Source organism: Phenylobacterium sp. P4_E10 (genome assembly GCF_056401675.1).
The window spans coordinates 316,671-334,683 of the sequence record NZ_JBFUIW010000003.1 but is presented as its reverse complement, the minus strand read 5'-3'; the positions used below and the strand labels follow the sequence as shown (position 1 = coordinate 334,683).

Here is an 18,013-nt window from a genome sequence, read left to right as displayed (position 1 = left end):
GTGGCGCCGCGGCTGAAGGTCTTCGTCACCTCGGACGGCTTCAACGACTACGTGGTCGCCACAAGCTCTCGCGCCAAGGCGCTGGCCGCCTGGGGCGCCCATCAGGACCTGTTCCAGACCGGCGGGGCGCGCGAGACGAACGAGGCGGAGCTGGTCGGGGCGGCGCTGGCCGAGCCCGGAAAGGTGCTGAGGCGGCCGGCCGCGGCTCCGCCGCCGACGCCAGCGAAGCCCAAGTTCGCCACGCCGGCCAAAGAGGCTGCGCCGGTCAAGTCGGCCAAGCCATCTCCACCGCTCAAGCCACCACCTTCACCACCGCCGCCGCGGCGTCCGAAGGGACCGACGCCGGCCCAGCTGCGCAAGATCGCCGAGCTGGAGGCCGAGCTGGAGGAGGCCGCCCAGCGCCACGAGGCCGATCTGGCGCAGATCGCGGCGGAGAAGCGGGCGCTGGAAGCCCGCCGCGACGCCAGCGAGACCCGTTTCCTGGCCCGCCGGACCGAACTGCGCGAGCGCCTGCGAAAGGCGCGGCTGGCCTTACGGTGACGGCGCCAGGACAACGATCACCGGGTGGTGGTCCGAGCCGAGCTTCGGCCCGCGCTTGACGCTGACCGTGCGCCAGCCTGCGCCCGCGTAGACGTGGTCGATCGGCAGCACCGGGAACGGCATCTCGAAATTCAAGCGCGAGAATTTTCCGGCCGGCCAGGAAAACAGCGCCCGGGTGCGCCGCTCCAGGCCGAACATCCTGTCTTCGCGCCGGCGGCTGAACGACCAGGGCGTGGAGTTGAAGTCGCCGGCGAGGATCAGCCGGTCATTGGGGAACTTGTCGAGCAGCCGGGCGATCACCCGGCCCTGGGCCTGCTGCCAGCCGCCGTAGATCGGCCAGGTGTAGTGGGTGCCGAACACGCTGAACTCGCCGCGCGCGTCACGGAAGGTCGCCCCGGCGATCGGCGGGCGGACACGGTCGTCGGCGGCCTCGACTGGCACGTCCTCGGCGATCGGGATCGCCTTGGAGAAGATCATTACGCTGCACCGGGCGCAGCTGGCGTGATAGCCGGCCAGGCCCGCCTTCAGTTCCGGGCCGATCCTGCTGGCCTCCTCGATGACCAGAATGTCGGCGTCCTGGGCGGCGAGCCAGGCGACGGTCTCGCCGTGCTGGGTGTTGCGGCCCCAGGCGTTGAACTGGATCAGCTTGAGCTGGCCCGCCGCGTCGGCGGCGGCCGGTTCGCTGCGCGGACGCAAATATTCGGGGGCGATCAGCAGGCCCGCCGCCAGCGCGCCCAGCGCGCTGAGCCCGACCAACGCGCCGCGCATCGCGCCCTGTTCGAACAACAGGCCATAGCCGAGCGGAAGCAAGGTCGCCGCCAGCAGCATCGGTGCGAAATGGGTGAGGACGTCGAGCCGGATGCTCCAGCGCCCGCCATGCGCGGCCAGGGCCCAGCCGGCGCAGACCAGGGCGACCAGCAGCATGAGGGCCGCGATGAGGGATCTGATCTGTTCCATGCGGCCTGTCAGGGAGTCTTGGGCGCCAGGACGGCGATGACGGGGTAGTGGTCCGAGCCGATCCGCGGGCCGCGGGTGACGGAGACGGTGCGCCAGCCGGAGCCGGCATAGACATGATCGATGGGCAGGAAGGCCAGTCCGAACCGTCCGTTGGCCGGCCAGGTCGCCAGGGCGCGGGTCCGGCGCTCCAGCCCGTACTGCGCCTCCTCGCGTCGGCGGACGAACGACCAGGGGGTCGAGTTGAAGTCGCCGGCCAGGATCGTGCGGGGCAGCGCCTGCCGCTGCAGCAGTTGCTTGAGGCGCAGGCCGTTATGGTACTGGTAGTCGATGTTGGTCGGCCAGTTGAAGTGCGTCCCGATGACCGTGTATTCGCCCCCGAGCCCAGCCAGATGGACGATGGCGACCGCGGGACCGAGCCCATACTGACCCCGCCGCGGACTTTCGATCCGCACGGGCGCGGAGCGGGTGAAGATCGCCACTTCGCAGGTCATGCCGCAGGACATGCGCCGGCCCATCTGCTGGGCGACGGCGGTCTGGAACACCGGGCGCGAATCCTCGACCACCAGCACGTCGGGGTCTTCGCGGGCCAGCCAGGCCAGCCGTTCCTCCAGGCCTTGGGTGTCCAGGGCGGCGTTGAACTGGATCAGCTTGATCTGTCCTGGAGCGTCGGCGAGGGCAGGCGGGCTGGTGGGGCGCAGGAATTCAGGGGCCATCAGCACCAGGCTTGAGATCACCGCCGTCGCGCCCAAAAGGGCCGGCGGCAGGCGGCGGGGGATGAACAGCGCCGCGATCAGGACCACTACTCCGCCGGCCAGATAGAGCGGCGCGAAGTGGGTCAGGATGTCGAGATGAGCGCTGAAGCGTCCGCCCTGCGCCGCCAGCGCCAGCCCGGCGCAGCCCACGCCGAGGGGCAGGACGATCCGGCGATGAACGAATCGCGCGAGGCTCATGACCCGAAGTAACATGCCGTGATGCTTGACGGGTGGGCCCGCCCGTGCGCTTCAAGCGCGCCCATGCAGCTTGCCGACTTCGATTTCGAACTTCCAGAGGACCGCATCGCCCTGCGGCCGGTCAGCCCGCGCGACGCCGCGCGGCTGCTGCTGGTGCGTCCAGGCCGTCCGCTGGAAGATCTCAGCGTCGCCGATCTGCCCGCCCAGCTGCGGGCTGGCGACGTGCTGGTGCTCAACGACACCCGGGTGATCCCTGCGCGCCTGAAGGGCCGCCGGGTGCGCGAGGCCTCCGACATCGCGGTCGAGGCGACCTTGCACAAGCGGCTCTCGCCCTCGCGCTGGAGCGCATTCATGCGCCCGGGAAAGAAGCTGGCGCCGGGCGACCGCATCCACTTCGGACAGATGGAGGACCGCGCTTGCCTGCTGGGCGCGCTGGACGCCACCGTCCTGGAGAAGGGCGAAGGCGGCGAGGTGGCCTTGGCCTTCGACCTGGCCGGTCCTGATCTGGACGCCGCCGTCGCCGAGCGTGGCGCCATGCCGTTGCCGCCCTATATCGCGGCCAAGCGCGGCGAGGACGCCCAGGACCGCGCCGACTATCAGACCGTCTACGCCGACGAAGAGGGCTCGGTCGCCGCGCCCACCGCGGGACTTCACTTCACCCCGCAGCTGATGGAGCGGCTGGAGGCGATGGGCGTCACGCTGCAGTTCGTGACCCTGCACGTCGGGGCCGGCACGTTCCTGCCGGTGAAGACCGAAAACCTGTCCGAACATCGGATGCACGCCGAGTACGGCGAGGTCGACGCCGGGACGGCCGAGGCCCTTAACGCCGCCAAGGCCGCCGGCGGCCGCATCGTCTGCGTTGGCACCACATCGCTGCGACTGGTGGAGAGCGCCACCGGCGACGACGGGGTCGTCCGCCCGTTCGCGGCCGAGACCTCGATCTTCATCACCCCAGGCTACCGGTTCCGGGCCGCCGACGGCCTGATGACCAACTTCCACCTGCCGAAGTCGACCCTGTTCATGCTGGTCAGCGCGTTCGCGGGCGTGGCGACCATGCGCGAGGCCTATGGCCACGCCATCGCCAGCGGCTACCGGTTCTACTCCTACGGCGACGCCAGCCTGCTCTGGAGGGCCGACTAGTGGCCGCATTCCCCTTCGAGATCGCCGCCACCGACGGCCCGGCGCGCACCGGCGTGCTCAAGACCCCGCGGGGCGACATCCGCACCCCGGCTTTCATGCCGGTGGGCACCGCGGCGACGGTCAAGGCGCTGACCGTCGATCAGGTGGCGCAGACCGGGGCCGACATCATCCTGGGCAACACCTACCACCTGATGCTGCGGCCGACCGCCGAGCGGGTCGCGCGGCTGGGCGGGCTGCACCGCTTCATGCGTTGGGACCGGCCGATCCTCACCGATTCCGGCGGCTTCCAGGTGATGTCGCTGTCGAAGATCGCCAAGGTCACCGAGGAGTCGGTCCGCTTCCAGAGCCATATCGACGGCTCCAAGCACGTGCTGACTCCTGAGCGCTCGATCGAGATCCAGGCCGACCTGCTCGGCTCCGACATCGTCATGCAGCTGGACGAGTGCGTCTCGTGGCCGGCGGAGGAGAAGCGCGCCGCCGAGGCCATGCGGCTCTCGGCCCGCTGGGGCGCGCGCTCGAAGGCGGCCTTCGGGGAGCGCGAGGGCCAGGCGCTGTTCGGCATCCAGCAGGGCTCAACCTTCGAGCATCTGCGCAAGGAGTCGGCCGAGCGGCTGATCGAGACCGGCTTCGACGGCTATGCGCTGGGCGGGCTGGCGGTCGGCGAGGGCCACCAGGCGATGTGCGAGGTGCTCGACTACGCGCCGGCCATGCTGCCGGCGGACCGGCCGCGCTACCTGATGGGGGTCGGCAAGCCGATCGACCTGGTCGAGGCGGTGGCGCGCGGCATCGACATGTTCGACTGCGTGCTGCCGACGCGCTCGGGCCGCCATGGCCAGGCCTGGACCTGGGAAGGCTCGATCAATCTGAAGAACGCGCGCTTCGCCGAGGACGACAGCCCGCTGGACGAGACCAGCGACTGCCCGGCTTCGTCCTATTATTCGAAGGCCTATCTGCATCACCTGGTGAAGGCCGAGGAGATCCTCGGGCAGGTGCTGCTGTCGTGGCACAACATCGCCCACTTCCAGGCCTTGACCGCGGCCATGCGCTCGGCGATCGCCGAGGGGCGGTTCGAGCAGTTCCGCCGCGACTTCAAGGCCCGTCAGCGCACCGGGTAGCGCGGCCTCATCTGCTGGCTGATCACCGGACTGCCGGTGAGGATGTGCGAAGGCGTGGCCGGCGGTGGGCAGCCGTTCGCCTCGCCCAGGCCCTTCAGATAGGCGCGCCGCACGCCGCCGGCGGTGATCGCCGCGGTGACGAGGCTGTCGTGGCGCTCGGCTCCTGACAGCTTGCGCACCCAGCCGCGGAACGGGATCACGTCGGAAGCGAAGCCGGCCACGGCCCCCAGCGCCGCGTCCCTGCCGCGCTCCATCAGGTCGTCCTCGTTGGTCGCCGGCTCGTCGAGATCGGCGCCCAGCGCGCCGTTCAGGGGCAGGATCTCGGCGGCGATCGCCTCGCAGGCCGTGTGCGGCGGACGCTGGTAGGGATCGGCCATCGCCTCCAGCAGTACGACCGGGATCTTGGTGCGCAGCACATTGGCGTCGCGCAGCGGCGCAGCCACGGCCTGCTTTACGCTCTCGCGCTTGGCGTCGGAGGTGGTCTGGATCTTGTCGGAACCGTCGGCCGGGGCGGTCACGCAGGCGCCCAGCGCCAGTAGCAAGGGCAGGGGATAGAGAGTCGCTCGCATCGGGCCCTGCTTGCCATCCACGATGAACGAGGGAAAGCGCGACCGATGGTCTTGCTCAGGCGAGGCCGCCCGCATATGGTCCGCGCCTCTTCGCCGGCGCGTTCGACGCGCCGCGCTGGGGGCCGGTAGCTCAGTGGTAGAGCATTCGACTTTTAATCGAATGGTCGTGAGTTCGAACCTCACCCGGCCTACCAACAGCCAAGCCTTACTGGATAGGGCGTTCCGGTTGTTGGGGTTGTAAGCAAAACGCCGCCTTTAGACTTCCGGATCGAAGGCCGCGGCCGCCTTCGAAGCCGCCGACCGCAATTTTGCGACGCAGTAAGCCCGGCAGATGGGCGCGGTCAGCGAGGCTCACGGCGCGGGCGTGAAATCAGATGGCCATTACGAATTGAGTAATTCGGACAATTGTGCAGGTACTCGCCTCTAAGGGGACGGCTGTAGAGCAAGGTTGCTGACCTGCTAAGCTTGACCAATAACGCCCGACTATTTGGGCAACGGGGGATGGTCGAGATGGTGGATAATCTAAGAGTAACTGGAGTCCTGGCAGGTGTCCTGGCGCTTGCTATGACCGCCGGGGTCAGCACCGCTCACGCTGAGGACGAAGTCCTCACGTGGAGTTCCGCCAATGCATCCGTTGGTGTTTGTCAGGTTGGGGTCACCTGCGGTCAACCGAACGGCGTGGCTATCCTGGCGCGTGAACAGTCAACGCAAGCTGACACCGATTTCAACAGCGCTGCCGTCGGCCCGCCCGACTATCTCCACCTCACCAACGGCGGCTACTTTGGCAACGCTTCGGCGTGGGCCGAGGCTGGCGAGGGGTTGCTCGGCCTGCCTCAGCTTCACGCGTTCTCAGAAAGCCGCAGCGTCGGCTTCGGGAGCAATCCGTTCATTGGGGTGGATGCCGCGTTTGTTCAGGCGGTGCAGGGCTACACCAACACCTCCACGAGCAACATGCTGATCCCGCTCAACGCGTTCCAGGGGCTTGTTGACTATAGGGTCACCGGGTCGCTTGGCATACTGAGCGCCGGGATCGCAGTGACGACCTCAGCAGCCCTTGAGACGGCGTCGTCGGCCGCACTCTGGTCGGCCGTCGGGACCGGTCCTGCGTTCGGCCAGTTCACCGCGGGCTGCGGCTCCACCGGGGCGCTGGCCATCGGCAACCCCGCGGTGGCGAACAGCAGCCCGTCCGCGGCTCTGCAATATCTGGCAGTTTCCGCCTCGTCCTGCACGTCGGAAACCACGTACCTCCTGGCTCCCAACGAGACCTTCTACGTCTGGACTCGCCTTGGTGTCGTGCACACCGCCAACGGCGTCACCGACGCCGCCAACACGTTCAACGTCACGATCGCGCCTGAGTACCAGCAGCAGGTCGCAGAGTTTGCGCCGGGCCTTAAAGTCGCCAGCGGGGCGAACCTCGAAATTCCGGTCTCGGCCGTTCCCGAGCCTGCCACCTGGGCGCTCATGGTCGGCGGTTTCATGGGGACGGGCGCCATGCTGCGCCGGCGTCGGATCTCCGCCGCCGAGGCTCCGGTCTGCTGACACTGCTGCAAAGCCCCAGCCTCAGGGCTGGGGCGCTTGCGGACTAGCGAGGAGGCGTCTCGGCGCCCAAGGTCCAGACGCACGCCAGTTCGTCCAATTCGGCCCGGCTGAGCGGGCGCGGCTTGAGCCAGTGGCTGAGCAGACCGGCGAGGGTCGGCGTCGGCGTCGGCTGCGTGGCGCAGGCGAGAGCGATCATCAGAAACCCGACGGTTGCCCGGAGCTGTTGGAGCTCTGCCTCGGATCCTCGGTGGAGGTGAAAGTTCACTGGTGGCATCTGGTACGCCTCTGGACAGCCCCCACTGTCCGAACCCCCTACAGATTGTAGCCACTATGTATGCGAGAGTATATCGCCATGACTCGCGATATGCGTGCGCGTTTGCAAGCGCCGATGACCTAGCGCCACGGCGACTGGGCTAGGCGGGGTTCTGGCTGACGACCACCACCAGCCCGGCCAGCATCAGGCCGTAGCCGAGGGCCATCTGCCAGGAGAAGGATTCCTTGAAAATCAGCCAGGCGGCGAGGGGCACCAGGGCCGATCCAACCAGCGAGAACGTGTAAGCGCTCGACAGCGGCACTCTGGTCAGGACGTAAAACCAGAACAGCGCGGTCACCGCGTACCAGGCGAAGGCGCCGATCAGCGGCCAGTTCTGCACCACCCGCAGGATGAAGGGCCCTTCGAGCCTGGCGTTATAGATCGACGCCCACTTGAACATCACCTGTCCGACCGGGAGGGCGATGGCGAAGACCGAGCACAGTACGACGTCCTTCCAGTGCATGGCCTCTACTCGCTGGCGATGCGCTCAAGCGTGCGCAGATAGGGATGGATGGGCCGAGTCGGGATGTTCAAGACGTCGAAGTTCATGGCTTGTAGCAACAGCTGAACGCCGATGATCACCGGCAGGGCGGCGGCCATGACCACCCCGGCGGACGCCGTCTGGCCGGGGTCGCGCACAGCCAGCCAATGCAGGGCATAGGCCGAACCGAAGGCCAGGGAGGCCGCGCCGAACACCAATTCCAGCGTCGCCACGTGGAAATCCCGGACGAAATACTCGCCCAGGATCCGTCGCACGAAATTCTGCAAGTGCCTGAGCGCGAAGGGGCCGACGATGGCGCTGATCCGCAGGTTGGAGACCTCGTCGCCATAGCGGGCCGGAATCGGCACGTCGCGCACCACCGCACGCAAAGTGCCGAGGTGATAGAGCAGGTCGGTCTCGAAGAAATACCTGCGAGAGATCCGCTTTTGAGTGACCAGCTTGGCGACGCTCGCCTCAATGGCGGTGAAGCCGTTGGTCGGATCGAAGACGTTCCAATAGCCTGTGGAGATCTTGGCGGCGAACGAGAGCGCGGTGTTGCCGAACACTCGCAGGCCCGGCATGGCGCTCAGGTGGCTGATCGACGTGAACCGGTTGCCCTTGGTGTAGTCCGCCTCGCCCAGCAGGATGGGGGCCACCAGCTGGGGCAGTTGGCTCAGGTCCATCTGATCGTCGCCATCGACCTTGACGAGGATCCGGCCGCCGCGCGCCTCGGCCTCGGCGTAGCCGGCGATGACCGCGCCGCCCACGCCCCGGTTTTCGGGCAGGCGCACAATGACGACCCGCGGGTCTAGCGCCTGGGCCGCAAGGAAGTCAGCGGTGCCCTGGGGGCAGGCGTCGTCCACGCAGACAATGCCTTCAATCCAAGTCGGCGCGCGCGCGATCACCTGCATGATCTGGCCGCGCACCTTGTAGCAGGGGATGACGAGCCAGACCCGCGCGTCACGCAGAGCCGATTCCAGCGGCGCGATGGCGCCCGCCCACAGCTGACGTTCCTCGGTTGGCGCCGGCGAGCGGGGGGAGTCCATCAGTCGGGCTCCCGGAGCAGCGCGATCTGATGGACTACGACCTCGCCCCCGGACCCGGTGTCCAGGTCCAGGCGGATCTGCTCAACGGTCGACCGGCTCCAGTCACGCCCGCCGGCGCGCAGGTCGGAGAGGTCATAGACGAGGGTCGTGGGGCTGCCCGCGATCGGCGGGCCGTTCAGCGGATAGGTCATGAACTTGGGCGATTCCCCGTGCAGATCGGTCGAGTAGTAGAGCGCGCCGTCCCAGGCCTTGGTCGCCCGGAGGCGAGTGAGCCGGACGACAAGAAGCCGCGCGCTGGCCCCCGAGAGGCTGAGCGCCGCTGGGGTCCGCAGGAACGGATCAGGGGCGGTGGCGACGACGCCCAGGCCCTGGCCGGGGAGGCTGGTCAGGCGCGCATTTGCCGCCTCGAAGCCGGTCGCGCCGCGCTCGAAATCCCAGAGCTTGACCAGTCCCGCGGGGCGGGCGCCGAGCTGGAATCTGTCTTCAGCCTCATCCCAGGCGACGAGCTTGTCCCAAGCGCGAGCCGGTTCGGGACCATTGGGCTTGTCGCAGGCGGCGAGCGCCAGGCACGCCAGCACGGCGGCGTTGGTGAACCGGTTCATTCCGTGGGCGCCTCTCTGACATAGGCCGCCACTTCCCGCCCACCGTAGACCTTGCGCCAAGCCTTGCCCGGCGTGCGGTCGCCGAACACGATGGCGCTGTCGAAGCCCGAGAGCGGGCGATCGTTGACCGGCCCGGGAGGCGTCATGCGGATGGCGGCCTGTCCCTTGAGCCGGAGATAGGCCACATGGCCGTCATTGCCGTCGCGGACGATCACCACTGTCCGTCCGCCCTGCTCGACAGTGAGGGCTGCGGCGACGTGAAGTTCGTGCTCGATCGCCTGCGCGCGCCTGGCGATCTCGCCCACCCAGGCGTCGTCTGCCCGCGTCGACAGCAGGCCGAGGGCCACGAAATAGGCCGGCCAGACCGCACGGAGCGGCGCCCCCGCCAGTGTGGCGATGGCCAAGGCGAGCGTCGCGAGGCTGGCGATCAGGCGGCCGCCTCCGACATGGCCGAACGGGAATGGCACGGTGTCGGGATGGGAAAAGGCAGTGATCGCTGTTCCGTCCCAGGGAAAGAGGCGCACCCCGAGTGCGAAGACGCCAAACAACCCCCCCAGGCCGATCAGCAGGCCGACGGCGACCAGCGTCCGGGTCTTGGCGGTGGATGAAATGTCCCAAGCCGTCAGCGGCCGTGCGGCCAGGAGCCAGATCATCGGCGTGTAGAACTCGAAATAGCGTCCCCAGAGCCGCCGGGTCTCGCTCTCGATGCCCGACATCTTGAACGAGAATATCGTGACCATGGCCAGGGTCCCGGCCAAGCACAGGACGACGAACCACAGGGCCAGGTCTCCCGGCTTCACGTCCGACCTTGCTTCGCTTCGGTTGCGGAGCACGGCCATGGCGGCCGCAGCCAGCGGGACGGACAGGAAGATTGCGGTGAGCGACAGCATGCTGGCGGCGGACAGGCTGGCGATGCCAAGGGCGTGCAAACCCGGATCATGCCCAAGGTGTTCGGCGTAGGCGGAGCCCAGGAAGAAGGTCATCGCGCGCTCGATCGTCCGGCCGTCGAGCAACTCGATGCTCGCGCCTACTGCAAGGAAGGCGATCGCAAAGAGCCCGAGCCTTCCGAGAAGCGACAGGAGCGAGCGGCGACGGATCATCGTCTCGGCGAGGCAGAGCGCCAGGAAGGCGGGGGCGACCACCACGCCGTGCGGCTTGACCAACACCAGGGCCGCAGCCAGGCCTCCGATCAGCGCCGCGTTCAGCAGCGGTCGCGACAGATAGGTCCAATAGAGGACGAAAACGATCAGGCAGAGCAGGCCGACATAGACGCCGTCCGGCATCGCGGCAAAGGCGAAGCGATAGTAGGGGAAGGCTGCGGCGATCAGCAGGAAGCCCAAGGCGGCCTTGCGTCCGCACTCCCGGACGGCGATGGAGGAGAGCAACAGCAGGCCGCCGAAATACGATAGCGCGCCGATCAGCCGCATCCAGGGAATGACGTTCAGCGACAGCACGTCGACCAGCCGGATGAGGGCGAAGTACAGCGTATTGGCCACCGGTTGAACGGCAGGATAGCTGCCGGGATCGAAGGCTAATTGGCGCGCATACAGCGCCCGGATCAGGTAGGCGCCTTCGTCGCCCGGATAGAGCGGAAGTTCCGCGAACAGGCGGTTCACATAGAACAGCAGGACTCCGATCCCGACGCCGAGCACCGCGCTCGCCGCGCCCCATCGGAGCAACCGTAGAATTGGTCCGTCAGCCCTCACGCCCCAGTGTTCTCCTCATCCCAACGTTCTTTGAAGCAATCCATAGTCGTGGCCGCTCCTAATTTCCACGTATCCTAGCGGTGGTCGTGCCGTCGCGGGTTAGCCTTTCCGCCGTCACCCCCAGAAAAACTATATTGTCCATGGGGGCGATGGGAATTAGCGAAGCGGCAAGCCGAGACGCAGCGATCCGCGCGCCTCGGCGTTTATGCGTTTGAACCGGGGCCGTAAGGATGACTGCGACTGCACCGATCGACAGAGTCGCGTCGCGGCGTCCGCTGATCAGGCGGCGATCGGCGATTCCCGGATTCTCGCTGACCATGGGCGTCACGCTGGCGATCCTGTCGCTGATCGTGCTGATCCCGCTGACCGCCGTGGCCCTGAAAGCTTCGCAGCAGTCACCCTCCGAATTCTGGCAGTCGGCCTTCAACGAGCGGGCGCTGACCGCCTATCGGCTGTCGTTCGGGGCGGCGCTGATCGCTGCTGCAATCAACGGGGTGTTCGGCGTTCTCACCGCCTGGGCGCTGGTCCGCTATCAGTTTCCCTTCAAGAGTCTGATCAACGGCATCATCGACCTGCCGTTCGCCTTGCCGACCGCCGTGGCCGGTATCGCGCTGGCGACGCTCTATGCGCCCAACGGCTGGATCGGATCGATATTCGAGCCGGCCGGGATCAAGATCGCCTACACGCCGCTCGGCGTGGTGGTGGCGCTGACCTTCATCGGGTTGCCGTTCGTGGTGCGCACCCTTGAGCCGGTGATGCGCGACCTGGCCGCCGACGTCGAGGAGGCCGCCGCCAGCCTCGGCGCCAGCCGGCTGGACACCATCGTGAGGGTCATCCTGCCCGCCCTGGGCCCGGCCTGGCTGACCGGGGTGGCGCTGGCCTTCGCCCGCGCGGTCGGCGAGTACGGCTCGGTGATCTTCATCGCCGGCAACATGCCCTACAAGTCCGAGATCGCGCCTCTGCTGATCATCATCGAGCTCGAGCAGTACGACTACGCCGGGGCCGCCACCATCGCGGTGGTGATGCTGGCGGTGTCGTTCCTGATGCTCTTCGTCATCAACGCCATCCAGGCGTGGGCCCGGAAGGTTTCCGCATGAGCCGCCTGCGTCATCCGACCGAAGATCCGCTATGGGCCAAGGGCCTGATCCTGGCGGCAGTGTTCGTGTTCTTGGCCAGCGTGCTGATCCTGCCGCTGGTCACGGTGTTCTTCGAGGCCCTGCGCAAGGGACTGCCTGCCGCCCTGGAGGCGATCGGCAACGAGGACGCCCGCGCGGCCATCAAGCTGACCCTGATCACCGCGGCGATCACCGTGCCGTTCAACGTGTTCTTCGGGGTCTGCGCCTCCTGGGCCGTCGCCAAGTATGAGTTCCCCGGCAAGTCGTTCCTGATCACCCTGATCGACCTGCCGTTCTCGGTCTCGCCCGTGGTGGCGGGCCTGATCTATGTGCTGGTGTTCGGGGCCCAGGGCTGGTTTGGGCCCTGGCTGATCGACCACGACATCAAGATCATCTTTGCGGTGCCCGGCATCGTCCTGGCCACCATCTTCGTGACCTTCCCGTTCGTCGCCCGGGAACTGATCCCGCTGATGCAGGAGCAGGGCGTCGACGAGGAAGAGGCGGCCGTCTCGATGGGCGCGTCGGGCCTCCGCACCTTTTGGAGCGTCACCGCGCCCAATATTCGCTGGGGCCTGCTCTACGGGGTGCTGCTCTGCAACGCCCGGGCGATGGGCGAATTCGGCGCGGTGTCGGTGGTCTCTGGTCACATCCGGGGCCTGACCAACACCATGCCGCTGCATGTCGAAATCCTCTACAACGAGTATGATTTCGTTGGAGCTTTCGCTGTCGCGGCGCTCCTGTGCTTCCTTGCTGTCCTCACCCTGGTGATGAAGACGCTTCTTGAAATGATCCAGCCGCAGTCGCGGCCGGGCCGCCACTGATTAAGAGACGACCCAGATGACCATTTCCATCCGTTCGGTGGAGAAGACCTTCGGCCGCTATCCGGCGCTCAACGGCGTCAGCCTGGAGATCGCCGACGGCGAGCTGCTGGCGCTGCTGGGCCCGTCCGGCTCGGGCAAGACCACGCTGCTGCGGGTGATCGCGGGCCTGGAGTTCCCTGATAGGGGCCAGGTGCTCTACGGCGACCAGGACATGACCTTTACCGGCGCAGCCGCGCGCCGGGTTGGCTTCGTGTTCCAGCAGTACGCCCTGTTCCGCCACATGACGGTGGCCAAGAATGTCGCCTTCGGGCTCGACGTGAGGAAGGGCCAGGCCAAGCCGCCGAAGAGTGAGATCGCCGCCCGCGTCGACGAGCTGCTCAAGCTTGTGGAGCTGGGCGAGCTCGGCAAGCGATATCCGGCCCAACTGTCCGGCGGCCAGCGCCAGCGCGTGGCCCTGGCCCGCGCCCTGGCGGTGAATCCCAGCGTGCTGCTGCTCGACGAACCATTCGGGGCGCTCGACGCCACCGTGCGCAAGTCGCTGCGCAAGGAGCTGCGGCGGATCCACGACGCCACCGGCGTCACCACCATCTTCGTGACCCACGACCAGGAAGAGGCGCTGGAGCTGGCCGACCGCGTGGCCATCCTCAACCAAGGCGCCATCGAGCAGGTCGGCGCGCCGCAGGAGGTGCACGACAATCCGACCGGCGCCTTCGTGGCCGGCTTCGTCGGCGAGGCCAACCGCTTCGAGGGCGAAGTGAAGGGCGGGCGCTTCCGGAAGGGCGAGATCGAGCTGCCGGCGGCCGGCGTCGCCGACGGCAAGGCCACTGCCTTCGTCCGCCCGCATGAGCTGCTCCTGGCTGAAAGCGGCGGCCTGCAGGTCACCGCCAACCATGTCGCGCCGCAGGGGCCGGTGGTGCTTGTCGACGCTGTCACCGCGGACGGCCAACGGATCGACGCGGCGTTCTCACGCCAGGCGGCCGAGGGGCTGCGTCCGGGCGCCAAGCTCAGGCTGAACGTCGGCCGGGCCTACGTCTTCGCGGCCTAGACCCCTTTCCGGTTCAGGTGGAACCTGAACCGGCCAGGAAGGGTCTACCTTCAGAAGATTGGAGCGTGACGGTCGCCGCAACCGGCTTCCACTAGCGGCTCTCACGCTCTGGAGGAGGCTTCCATGGACTTCCAGGTCCTCGGTGACGGCGATCTGGCGGTTCTGGACCGCGTCGCCGACGAGGTGTTCGACGAACCGGTGGATCCCCGCTGGTGGGCGGAGTTCCTTGCCGATCGGCGGCACTATCTGGCCGTGGCCATCGACGCCGGAGAGGTCGACGGTTTCGCTTCGGCCGTCTGCTACGTGCATCCCGACAAGCGGCCCCAGCTCTTCATCAACGAGGTCGGGGTCGCGCCGTCCCACCAGCGCCGCGGCGCCGCCCGCCGTTTGCTGGAACTCTTGCTGGAGAAAGGCCGCGACCTCGGTTGTTCGGAAGCCTGGGTGCTCACCGACGAGGACAACGCCGCGGCCCGTGCGACCTACGCCTCGGCCGGCGGTGAGGAGACCTCCGGGGTGGTCATGGTGACCTTCCCGCTGGCCTGAGGACGCCTACTGCTGCTGTTGCTGCTGCTGCTGGTCGTAAGATACGGCGCCCAGCGGCCGGCGGCGGCCGTTGCGGGCGAAGGTCGGCTGGGCCATGCGGATGAACTCAGGCTCGGTCAGGGCGGCCCGCGCCCGTCGCACCGAAACTCCAACCGCCAGCTGGCTTTCCGCCTCGCCCTTGTAGACCCCGCGTGAGGGCGGGACATCGTCGTAGTCGCGGCCGACTGCAGCGGCGATGTGGCGTTCGCCGGTCAGCACGTTGTTGGTCGGGTCGAAGCCGACCCAGCGCAGCGAGGGCAGGAACACCTCGACCCAGGCGTGGGTGGCGTCGGGATCGGAGCGGTCGCCCGCCTCGCGATCGGTGAACAGGTAGCCCGAGACGTAGCGCGCCGGCACGCCCCAGGCGCGGCAGATAGCGATCATGATGTGGGCGAAGTCCTGGCAGACCCCGCGGCCGGCCTCCAGCGCCAGGTCGATCGGGCTGTCGGCGCGGGTCACCCCGGCCTCGTAGCCGAACGCGGCGTAGATGGTCTCCGACAGGCTGCGCACCGCGCTGAGCGGATCGCGTCGGCGCAGTTCGTCCAGGCCGTGCTGCGCGACGAACGCCTTGAGGGCGGGCGTCTCCACCGCGAAGCCGCCATGGGCCAGGAAGTCGAAGTTTTCGCCGCGAACGAAGTCGCTGCGCAGCCGGTCCCATTCGCCCTGGTCGAGGGCCTCGGGCAGGGGCGGGGGCGTCTGGGTCTCGACCGCCGAGCTGGCCACGATCCGCAGGTAGTCGTGCGGCTGCGGTACGTCGAAGTGATAGACGGCGTTTCCGAACGGGTCGGCGTAGGAGAACAGCTGCGCGGCCGGATCGATGTCGAGATCGAACGAGACCAGCCGTTGGCGGGCGCCTTTCTGCGGCTGCATCCACACCTCCATGACGCTTTCGCGCACTGGCTCGGCGTAGTGGTAGTGGGTGACGTGGCGGACTTCGAGCAGCACGGGGTCAGGCCTTTCTCACGCCGGCAGCCGCATCTCGAGCGAGTAGGCGACGAAGGTGTCGTAGATCGACTGGTGCAGCGCGGCGCACTCCTCCAACACGGTGGAGATGAACCCGCCGGCCGCGGCCATTTCATCCATGTCGGCGTACTGCAGTCGCGCGCGCAGACGCCCGGCCAGGCGCTCGGGCGCCGCGTGGCCGGCGGTCCCGGCGTGGCGCGCGGCGGTGGACAGGTACTCCTCGATCCGCGCCGTGCAGAACCGCATCGAGCGCGGGAACTCCTCGTCCAGCAGCAGGAACTCCAGAACCTTGCGCGGCTGGATGTCGGCGGTGAAGCGCCGCAGATAGGGCTCCAGCGCGCAGCTCATGCGAAGGACTCCCATCAGCGCCATGTGGTCGTCGACCGGTCGCCCGGAACCGAAGCAGACCTCCAGCAGGCGGCCGATCAGCTGGGCGCGCTCCAGGTAGACGCCGAGCAACAGGAACCGCCAGCCTTCCCCGTGGCTCATGGTGGCGTCGGCCGCGCCCTTGAACAGGTGCAGGTCGGCGATGATGTCGTGCAGGAAGGACGAGGCTCCGTCGGCGAACGCCTTGGGCGCGTCGCTTCCGGTCATGCGCAGGTGGATGAGATTGAGCCGCTCCCAGGTCTCGGTGGTGATCTGGTCGCGGACCTGGCGGGCGTTCTCCCGCGCGTTGGCCAAGGAGGTGGCGATGGAAGCGCCGTCTTCGCGATTCAGGGCCAGCAGATGAGCCAGGTCGTAGGGATTGGCGGCGCGCTCGGCCTCGCTGCCGCCCACCGCCGCGAGCACGATGCGGGTGACCTGGCCGGCCGCCTCGTTGCGGTCGAGCGTGGCGTTCAGCATCACGTCCGACAGGCGGCACATGTGCTCGGCGCGTTCGACGTAGCGGCCGATCCAGTAGAGGCTGTCGGCGACCCGGGCGAGCATCATGGCTGGACCTCCTGTGCGTCGGCTTCCAGCACCCAGGTGTCCTTGGATCCGCCGCCCTGGCTGGAATTGACCACCAGCGAGCCCTTTTTCAGCGCGACCCGCGTGAGGGCGCCGGGCGTCACCACGATCTTGTCGCCGGAGAGGATGAACGGACGCAGGTCGACGTGCCGCGGCTCCATCTGCCCGTCCACCAGGCAGGGCGCAGTCGAGAGCTGGATGGTCGGCTGGGCGATGTAGTTGGCCGGGTCCGCTTTCAGAGCCTGGGCGAAGGCCTCGCGCTCCTGGCGGCTGGCGTGCGGGCCGACCAGCATGCCGTAGCCGCCCGAGGCGCCTACCGCCTTGACCACCAGCTTGTCGAGGTTGGCCAGCACGTGATTGAGCTGGCTCGGCTCGCGGCAGAGATAGGTCTCGATGTTCGGCAGGATGGCGTCTTCGCCCAGATAGTAGCGGATGATCGCCGGCACATAGGCGTAGACCGCCTTGTCGTCCGCCACGCCGGTGCCCGGCGCATTGCAGATCACGACGTTGCCGGCCCGATAGGCGTTGAACAGGCCGGCCGAGCCCAGCCCCGAGTCCCGGCGGAAGGTGAGGGGGTCGATGAAGTCGTCGTCCACCCGGCGGTAGATCACATCGATCCGTCGCAGACCGGTGGTGGTCCGCATGTAGACCATGTTGTTGTGCACCACGAGGTCGCGGCCCTCGACCAGGGGGCATCCCATCAGGCGGGCGAGATAGGCGTGTTCGTAGTAGGCCGAGTTGTAGACTCCCGGCGTCAGGACCACGATCTGCGGGTTGGGCCGCCACTCGGCCGCCATGCTCTTCAAGGTCGCCAGCAGCAGGTCGGGATAGCGGTCGATGGCCCGCACCCCCGCCGCCCGGAACGATCCCGGGAAGGTCCGGCGCGAGGCTTCGCGGTTGGCCAGCATGTACGAGACGCCCGACGGCACCCGCAGATTGTCCTCCAGCACCGCGAACTCGCCGTTCGGCTGGCGGATCAGGTCGGAACCGCAGACGTTGGCGTAGGCCTGGTGCGGCACGTAGAGGTTCAGCATCTCGCGCTGGTAGGACGGCGCGCCGAGCACCAGTTCGCGCGGCACGATGCCGTCCATCAGGATCTGCTGGGCGCTGTAGATGTCGGCCAGGAACATGTTCAGGGCGCGCAGCCGCTGCGTCAGCCCGGCCTCGATGCGCTCCCACTCGGCCGCCGGAATGATCCGCGGCAGCAGGTCGGTCGGGATGATCCGCTCGGTCGAGCTCTCGCCGCCATAGACCGTGAAGGTGATGCCCTGCAGCAGGAAGTAGCGTTCCAGGGTCCGTTGCCGCTCGGACATCTCGGCCGGAGACAGGGTGGCGATCCGCTGGTGCAGTCCCTCGTAGTGACCGCGCACCTCGCCGAGGGCGGTCAGCATCTCGTCATAAGGACCGGAAACGCTGACAGCCGGCCCCATCAGCTCTTCGGGTTCCTGCGCCGTCGCCACGCCGTACTCCACCAGCTAGCCCTCTCGTGCCTTCGGTGATTGCGAGCTTAGGAAAACGGCCGGCGAATGAAGGGTGATTTCGCCGCGCGGAGCGGTTGCATGCACGGGCGCCCAGGGATTG

At 67.8% G+C, this 18,013-nt stretch carries 19 protein-coding genes and 1 tRNA gene; 9 read left to right on the top strand and 11 right to left on the bottom strand.

What is annotated here, in order from left to right; genetic code table 11:
- A complete protein-coding gene (locus AC1DQJ_RS05520) occupies positions 1-540 on the top strand; it encodes a hypothetical protein (RefSeq protein ID WP_477601052.1) in 540 nt (179 codons plus the stop codon).
- Here the strand turns inward: AC1DQJ_RS05520 and AC1DQJ_RS05515 are convergent.
- Together AC1DQJ_RS05515 and AC1DQJ_RS05510 are read right to left on the bottom strand one after the other, a co-directional pair.
- Positions 532-1,497: an endonuclease/exonuclease/phosphatase family protein gene (locus AC1DQJ_RS05515; RefSeq protein ID WP_477601050.1), complete on the bottom strand. Its 966-nt coding sequence runs from the start codon at positions 1,495-1,497 to the stop codon at positions 532-534. The two genes, AC1DQJ_RS05520 and AC1DQJ_RS05515, sit on opposite strands and share 9 nt — an antisense overlap.
- Before the next feature lie 8 nt (positions 1,498-1,505).
- A complete protein-coding gene (locus AC1DQJ_RS05510; RefSeq protein WP_477601048.1) occupies positions 1,506-2,447 on the bottom strand; it encodes an endonuclease/exonuclease/phosphatase family protein in 942 nt (313 codons plus the stop codon).
- Between the two features lie 63 nt (positions 2,448-2,510).
- Between AC1DQJ_RS05510 and queA the strand changes: the two genes are divergently transcribed.
- Both queA and tgt read left to right on the top strand, forming a co-directional pair.
- Positions 2,511-3,587 carry a tRNA preQ1(34) S-adenosylmethionine ribosyltransferase-isomerase QueA gene (queA, locus tag AC1DQJ_RS05505; protein ID WP_477601046.1) on the top strand — a complete coding sequence of 359 codons (1,077 nt, stop codon included), beginning with the start codon at positions 2,511-2,513 and terminating at the stop codon, positions 3,585-3,587.
- The gene (tgt, locus tag AC1DQJ_RS05500; protein WP_477601044.1) at positions 3,587-4,702 is read left to right on the top strand and encodes a tRNA guanosine(34) transglycosylase Tgt; all 1,116 of its coding nucleotides are present in this window, start codon (positions 3,587-3,589) and stop codon (positions 4,700-4,702) included. Before queA ends, tgt begins: the two co-directional genes overlap by 1 nt.
- Here the strand turns inward: tgt and AC1DQJ_RS05495 are convergent.
- Positions 4,687-5,271 (bottom strand): hypothetical protein, encoded by a 585-nt coding sequence (locus AC1DQJ_RS05495; RefSeq protein ID WP_477601043.1) that lies wholly within the window; start codon positions 5,269-5,271, stop codon positions 4,687-4,689. The two genes, tgt and AC1DQJ_RS05495, sit on opposite strands and share 16 nt — an antisense overlap.
- A gap of 119 nt (positions 5,272-5,390) precedes the next feature.
- Here AC1DQJ_RS05495 and AC1DQJ_RS05490 point away from each other — a divergent pair.
- Positions 5,391-5,465, top strand: a tRNA-Lys gene (locus tag AC1DQJ_RS05490).
- 370 nt (positions 5,466-5,835) lie between these two features.
- On the top strand, positions 5,836-6,810 hold the full coding sequence (locus tag AC1DQJ_RS05485) for a PEPxxWA-CTERM sorting domain-containing protein (protein ID WP_477601041.1): 975 nt from the start codon (positions 5,836-5,838) through the stop codon (positions 6,808-6,810).
- Positions 6,811-6,853: 43 nt separating this feature from the next.
- Here the strand turns inward: AC1DQJ_RS05485 and AC1DQJ_RS05480 are convergent, their stop codons facing one another.
- From AC1DQJ_RS05480 to AC1DQJ_RS05460, 5 genes are all read right to left on the bottom strand, one after another.
- The gene (locus AC1DQJ_RS05480) at positions 6,854-7,006 is read right to left on the bottom strand and encodes a hypothetical protein (protein WP_477601039.1); all 153 of its coding nucleotides are present in this window, start codon (positions 7,004-7,006) and stop codon (positions 6,854-6,856) included.
- A 217-nt stretch (positions 7,007-7,223) separates the two neighbouring features.
- Positions 7,224-7,586, bottom strand: a complete 363-nt coding sequence (locus tag AC1DQJ_RS05475) for a DMT family transporter (RefSeq protein WP_477601037.1) — start codon at positions 7,584-7,586, stop codon at positions 7,224-7,226.
- Between the two features lie 5 nt (positions 7,587-7,591).
- Positions 7,592-8,650, bottom strand: coding sequence for a glycosyltransferase family 2 protein (locus tag AC1DQJ_RS05470; protein ID WP_477601035.1), 1,059 nt, complete (start codon positions 8,648-8,650; stop codon positions 7,592-7,594).
- Positions 8,650-9,252, bottom strand: a complete 603-nt coding sequence (locus AC1DQJ_RS05465) for a hypothetical protein (RefSeq protein ID WP_477601033.1) — start codon at positions 9,250-9,252, stop codon at positions 8,650-8,652. The genes AC1DQJ_RS05470 and AC1DQJ_RS05465 overlap by 1 nt, the downstream gene beginning before the upstream one ends.
- The gene (locus AC1DQJ_RS05460; protein ID WP_477601031.1) at positions 9,249-10,958 is read right to left on the bottom strand and encodes a hypothetical protein; all 1,710 of its coding nucleotides are present in this window, start codon (positions 10,956-10,958) and stop codon (positions 9,249-9,251) included. Before AC1DQJ_RS05460 ends, AC1DQJ_RS05465 begins: the two co-directional genes overlap by 4 nt.
- A 230-nt stretch (positions 10,959-11,188) precedes the next feature.
- Between AC1DQJ_RS05460 and cysT the strand changes: the two genes are divergently transcribed.
- The 4 genes from cysT to AC1DQJ_RS05440 all read left to right on the top strand — a co-directional run bounded on the left by cysT (position 11,189) and on the right by AC1DQJ_RS05440 (position 14,482).
- Positions 11,189-12,055 carry a sulfate ABC transporter permease subunit CysT gene (gene cysT / locus AC1DQJ_RS05455; RefSeq protein ID WP_477601029.1) on the top strand — a complete coding sequence of 289 codons (867 nt, stop codon included), beginning with the start codon at positions 11,189-11,191 and terminating at the stop codon, positions 12,053-12,055.
- Complete coding sequence (gene cysW / locus AC1DQJ_RS05450; protein ID WP_477601027.1) at positions 12,052-12,894, top strand: sulfate ABC transporter permease subunit CysW; 843 nt, start codon at positions 12,052-12,054, stop codon at positions 12,892-12,894. Before cysT ends, cysW begins: the two co-directional genes overlap by 4 nt.
- 16 nt (positions 12,895-12,910) lie before the next feature.
- Complete coding sequence (locus AC1DQJ_RS05445; RefSeq protein WP_477601025.1) at positions 12,911-13,939, top strand: sulfate/molybdate ABC transporter ATP-binding protein; 1,029 nt, start codon at positions 12,911-12,913, stop codon at positions 13,937-13,939.
- 123 nt (positions 13,940-14,062) lie between these two features.
- Positions 14,063-14,482 (top strand): GNAT family N-acetyltransferase, encoded by a 420-nt coding sequence (locus tag AC1DQJ_RS05440; protein ID WP_477601023.1) that lies wholly within the window; start codon positions 14,063-14,065, stop codon positions 14,480-14,482.
- A 6-nt stretch (positions 14,483-14,488) separates the two neighbouring features.
- Here AC1DQJ_RS05440 and AC1DQJ_RS05435 read toward each other — a convergent pair whose 3' ends face one another.
- Genes AC1DQJ_RS05435 through AC1DQJ_RS05425 form a run of 3 tightly spaced genes read right to left on the bottom strand, consistent with a single transcriptional unit; the run spans position 14,489 to position 17,862 of the window.
- Positions 14,489-15,466 (bottom strand): transglutaminase family protein, encoded by a 978-nt coding sequence (locus AC1DQJ_RS05435; protein ID WP_477601022.1) that lies wholly within the window; start codon positions 15,464-15,466, stop codon positions 14,489-14,491.
- A 15-nt stretch (positions 15,467-15,481) separates the two neighbouring features.
- A complete protein-coding gene (locus tag AC1DQJ_RS05430; protein WP_477601020.1) occupies positions 15,482-16,414 on the bottom strand; it encodes an alpha-E domain-containing protein in 933 nt (310 codons plus the stop codon).
- Positions 16,411-17,862 carry a circularly permuted type 2 ATP-grasp protein gene (locus tag AC1DQJ_RS05425; protein ID WP_477601116.1) on the bottom strand — a complete coding sequence of 484 codons (1,452 nt, stop codon included), beginning with the start codon at positions 17,860-17,862 and terminating at the stop codon, positions 16,411-16,413. Before AC1DQJ_RS05425 ends, AC1DQJ_RS05430 begins: the two co-directional genes overlap by 4 nt.
- Positions 17,863-18,013 lie beyond the last annotated feature (151 nt).

Coding starts and splice junctions, on each gene's coding strand:
- AC1DQJ_RS05465 (WP_477601033.1), bottom strand. CDS start 9,252: ATGAACCGGTTCACCAACGCCGCCGTGCTGGCGTGCCTGGCGCTCGCC.
- AC1DQJ_RS05495 (WP_477601043.1), bottom strand. CDS start 5,271: ATGCGAGCGACTCTCTATCCCCTGCCCTTGCTACTGGCGCTGGGCGCC.
- AC1DQJ_RS05470 (WP_477601035.1), bottom strand. CDS start 8,650: ATGGACTCCCCCCGCTCGCCGGCGCCAACCGAGGAACGTCAGCTGTGG.
- AC1DQJ_RS05480 (WP_477601039.1), bottom strand. CDS start 7,006: ATGATCGCTCTCGCCTGCGCCACGCAGCCGACGCCGACGCCGACCCTC.
- AC1DQJ_RS05445 (WP_477601025.1), top strand. CDS start 12,911: ATGACCATTTCCATCCGTTCGGTGGAGAAGACCTTCGGCCGCTATCCG.
- AC1DQJ_RS05440 (WP_477601023.1), top strand. CDS start 14,063: ATGGACTTCCAGGTCCTCGGTGACGGCGATCTGGCGGTTCTGGACCGC.
- queA (WP_477601046.1), top strand. CDS start 2,511: ATGCAGCTTGCCGACTTCGATTTCGAACTTCCAGAGGACCGCATCGCC.
- AC1DQJ_RS05485 (WP_477601041.1), top strand. CDS start 5,836: ATGACCGCCGGGGTCAGCACCGCTCACGCTGAGGACGAAGTCCTCACG.
- cysW (WP_477601027.1), top strand. CDS start 12,052: ATGAGCCGCCTGCGTCATCCGACCGAAGATCCGCTATGGGCCAAGGGC.
- AC1DQJ_RS05430 (WP_477601020.1), bottom strand. CDS start 16,414: ATGATGCTCGCCCGGGTCGCCGACAGCCTCTACTGGATCGGCCGCTAC.
- AC1DQJ_RS05425 (WP_477601116.1), bottom strand. CDS start 17,862: ATGGGGCCGGCTGTCAGCGTTTCCGGTCCTTATGACGAGATGCTGACC.
- AC1DQJ_RS05475 (WP_477601037.1), bottom strand. CDS start 7,586: ATGCACTGGAAGGACGTCGTACTGTGCTCGGTCTTCGCCATCGCCCTC.
- cysT (WP_477601029.1), top strand. CDS start 11,189: ATGACTGCGACTGCACCGATCGACAGAGTCGCGTCGCGGCGTCCGCTG.
- AC1DQJ_RS05510 (WP_477601048.1), bottom strand. CDS start 2,447: ATGAGCCTCGCGCGATTCGTTCATCGCCGGATCGTCCTGCCCCTCGGC.
- AC1DQJ_RS05515 (WP_477601050.1), bottom strand. CDS start 1,497: ATGGAACAGATCAGATCCCTCATCGCGGCCCTCATGCTGCTGGTCGCC.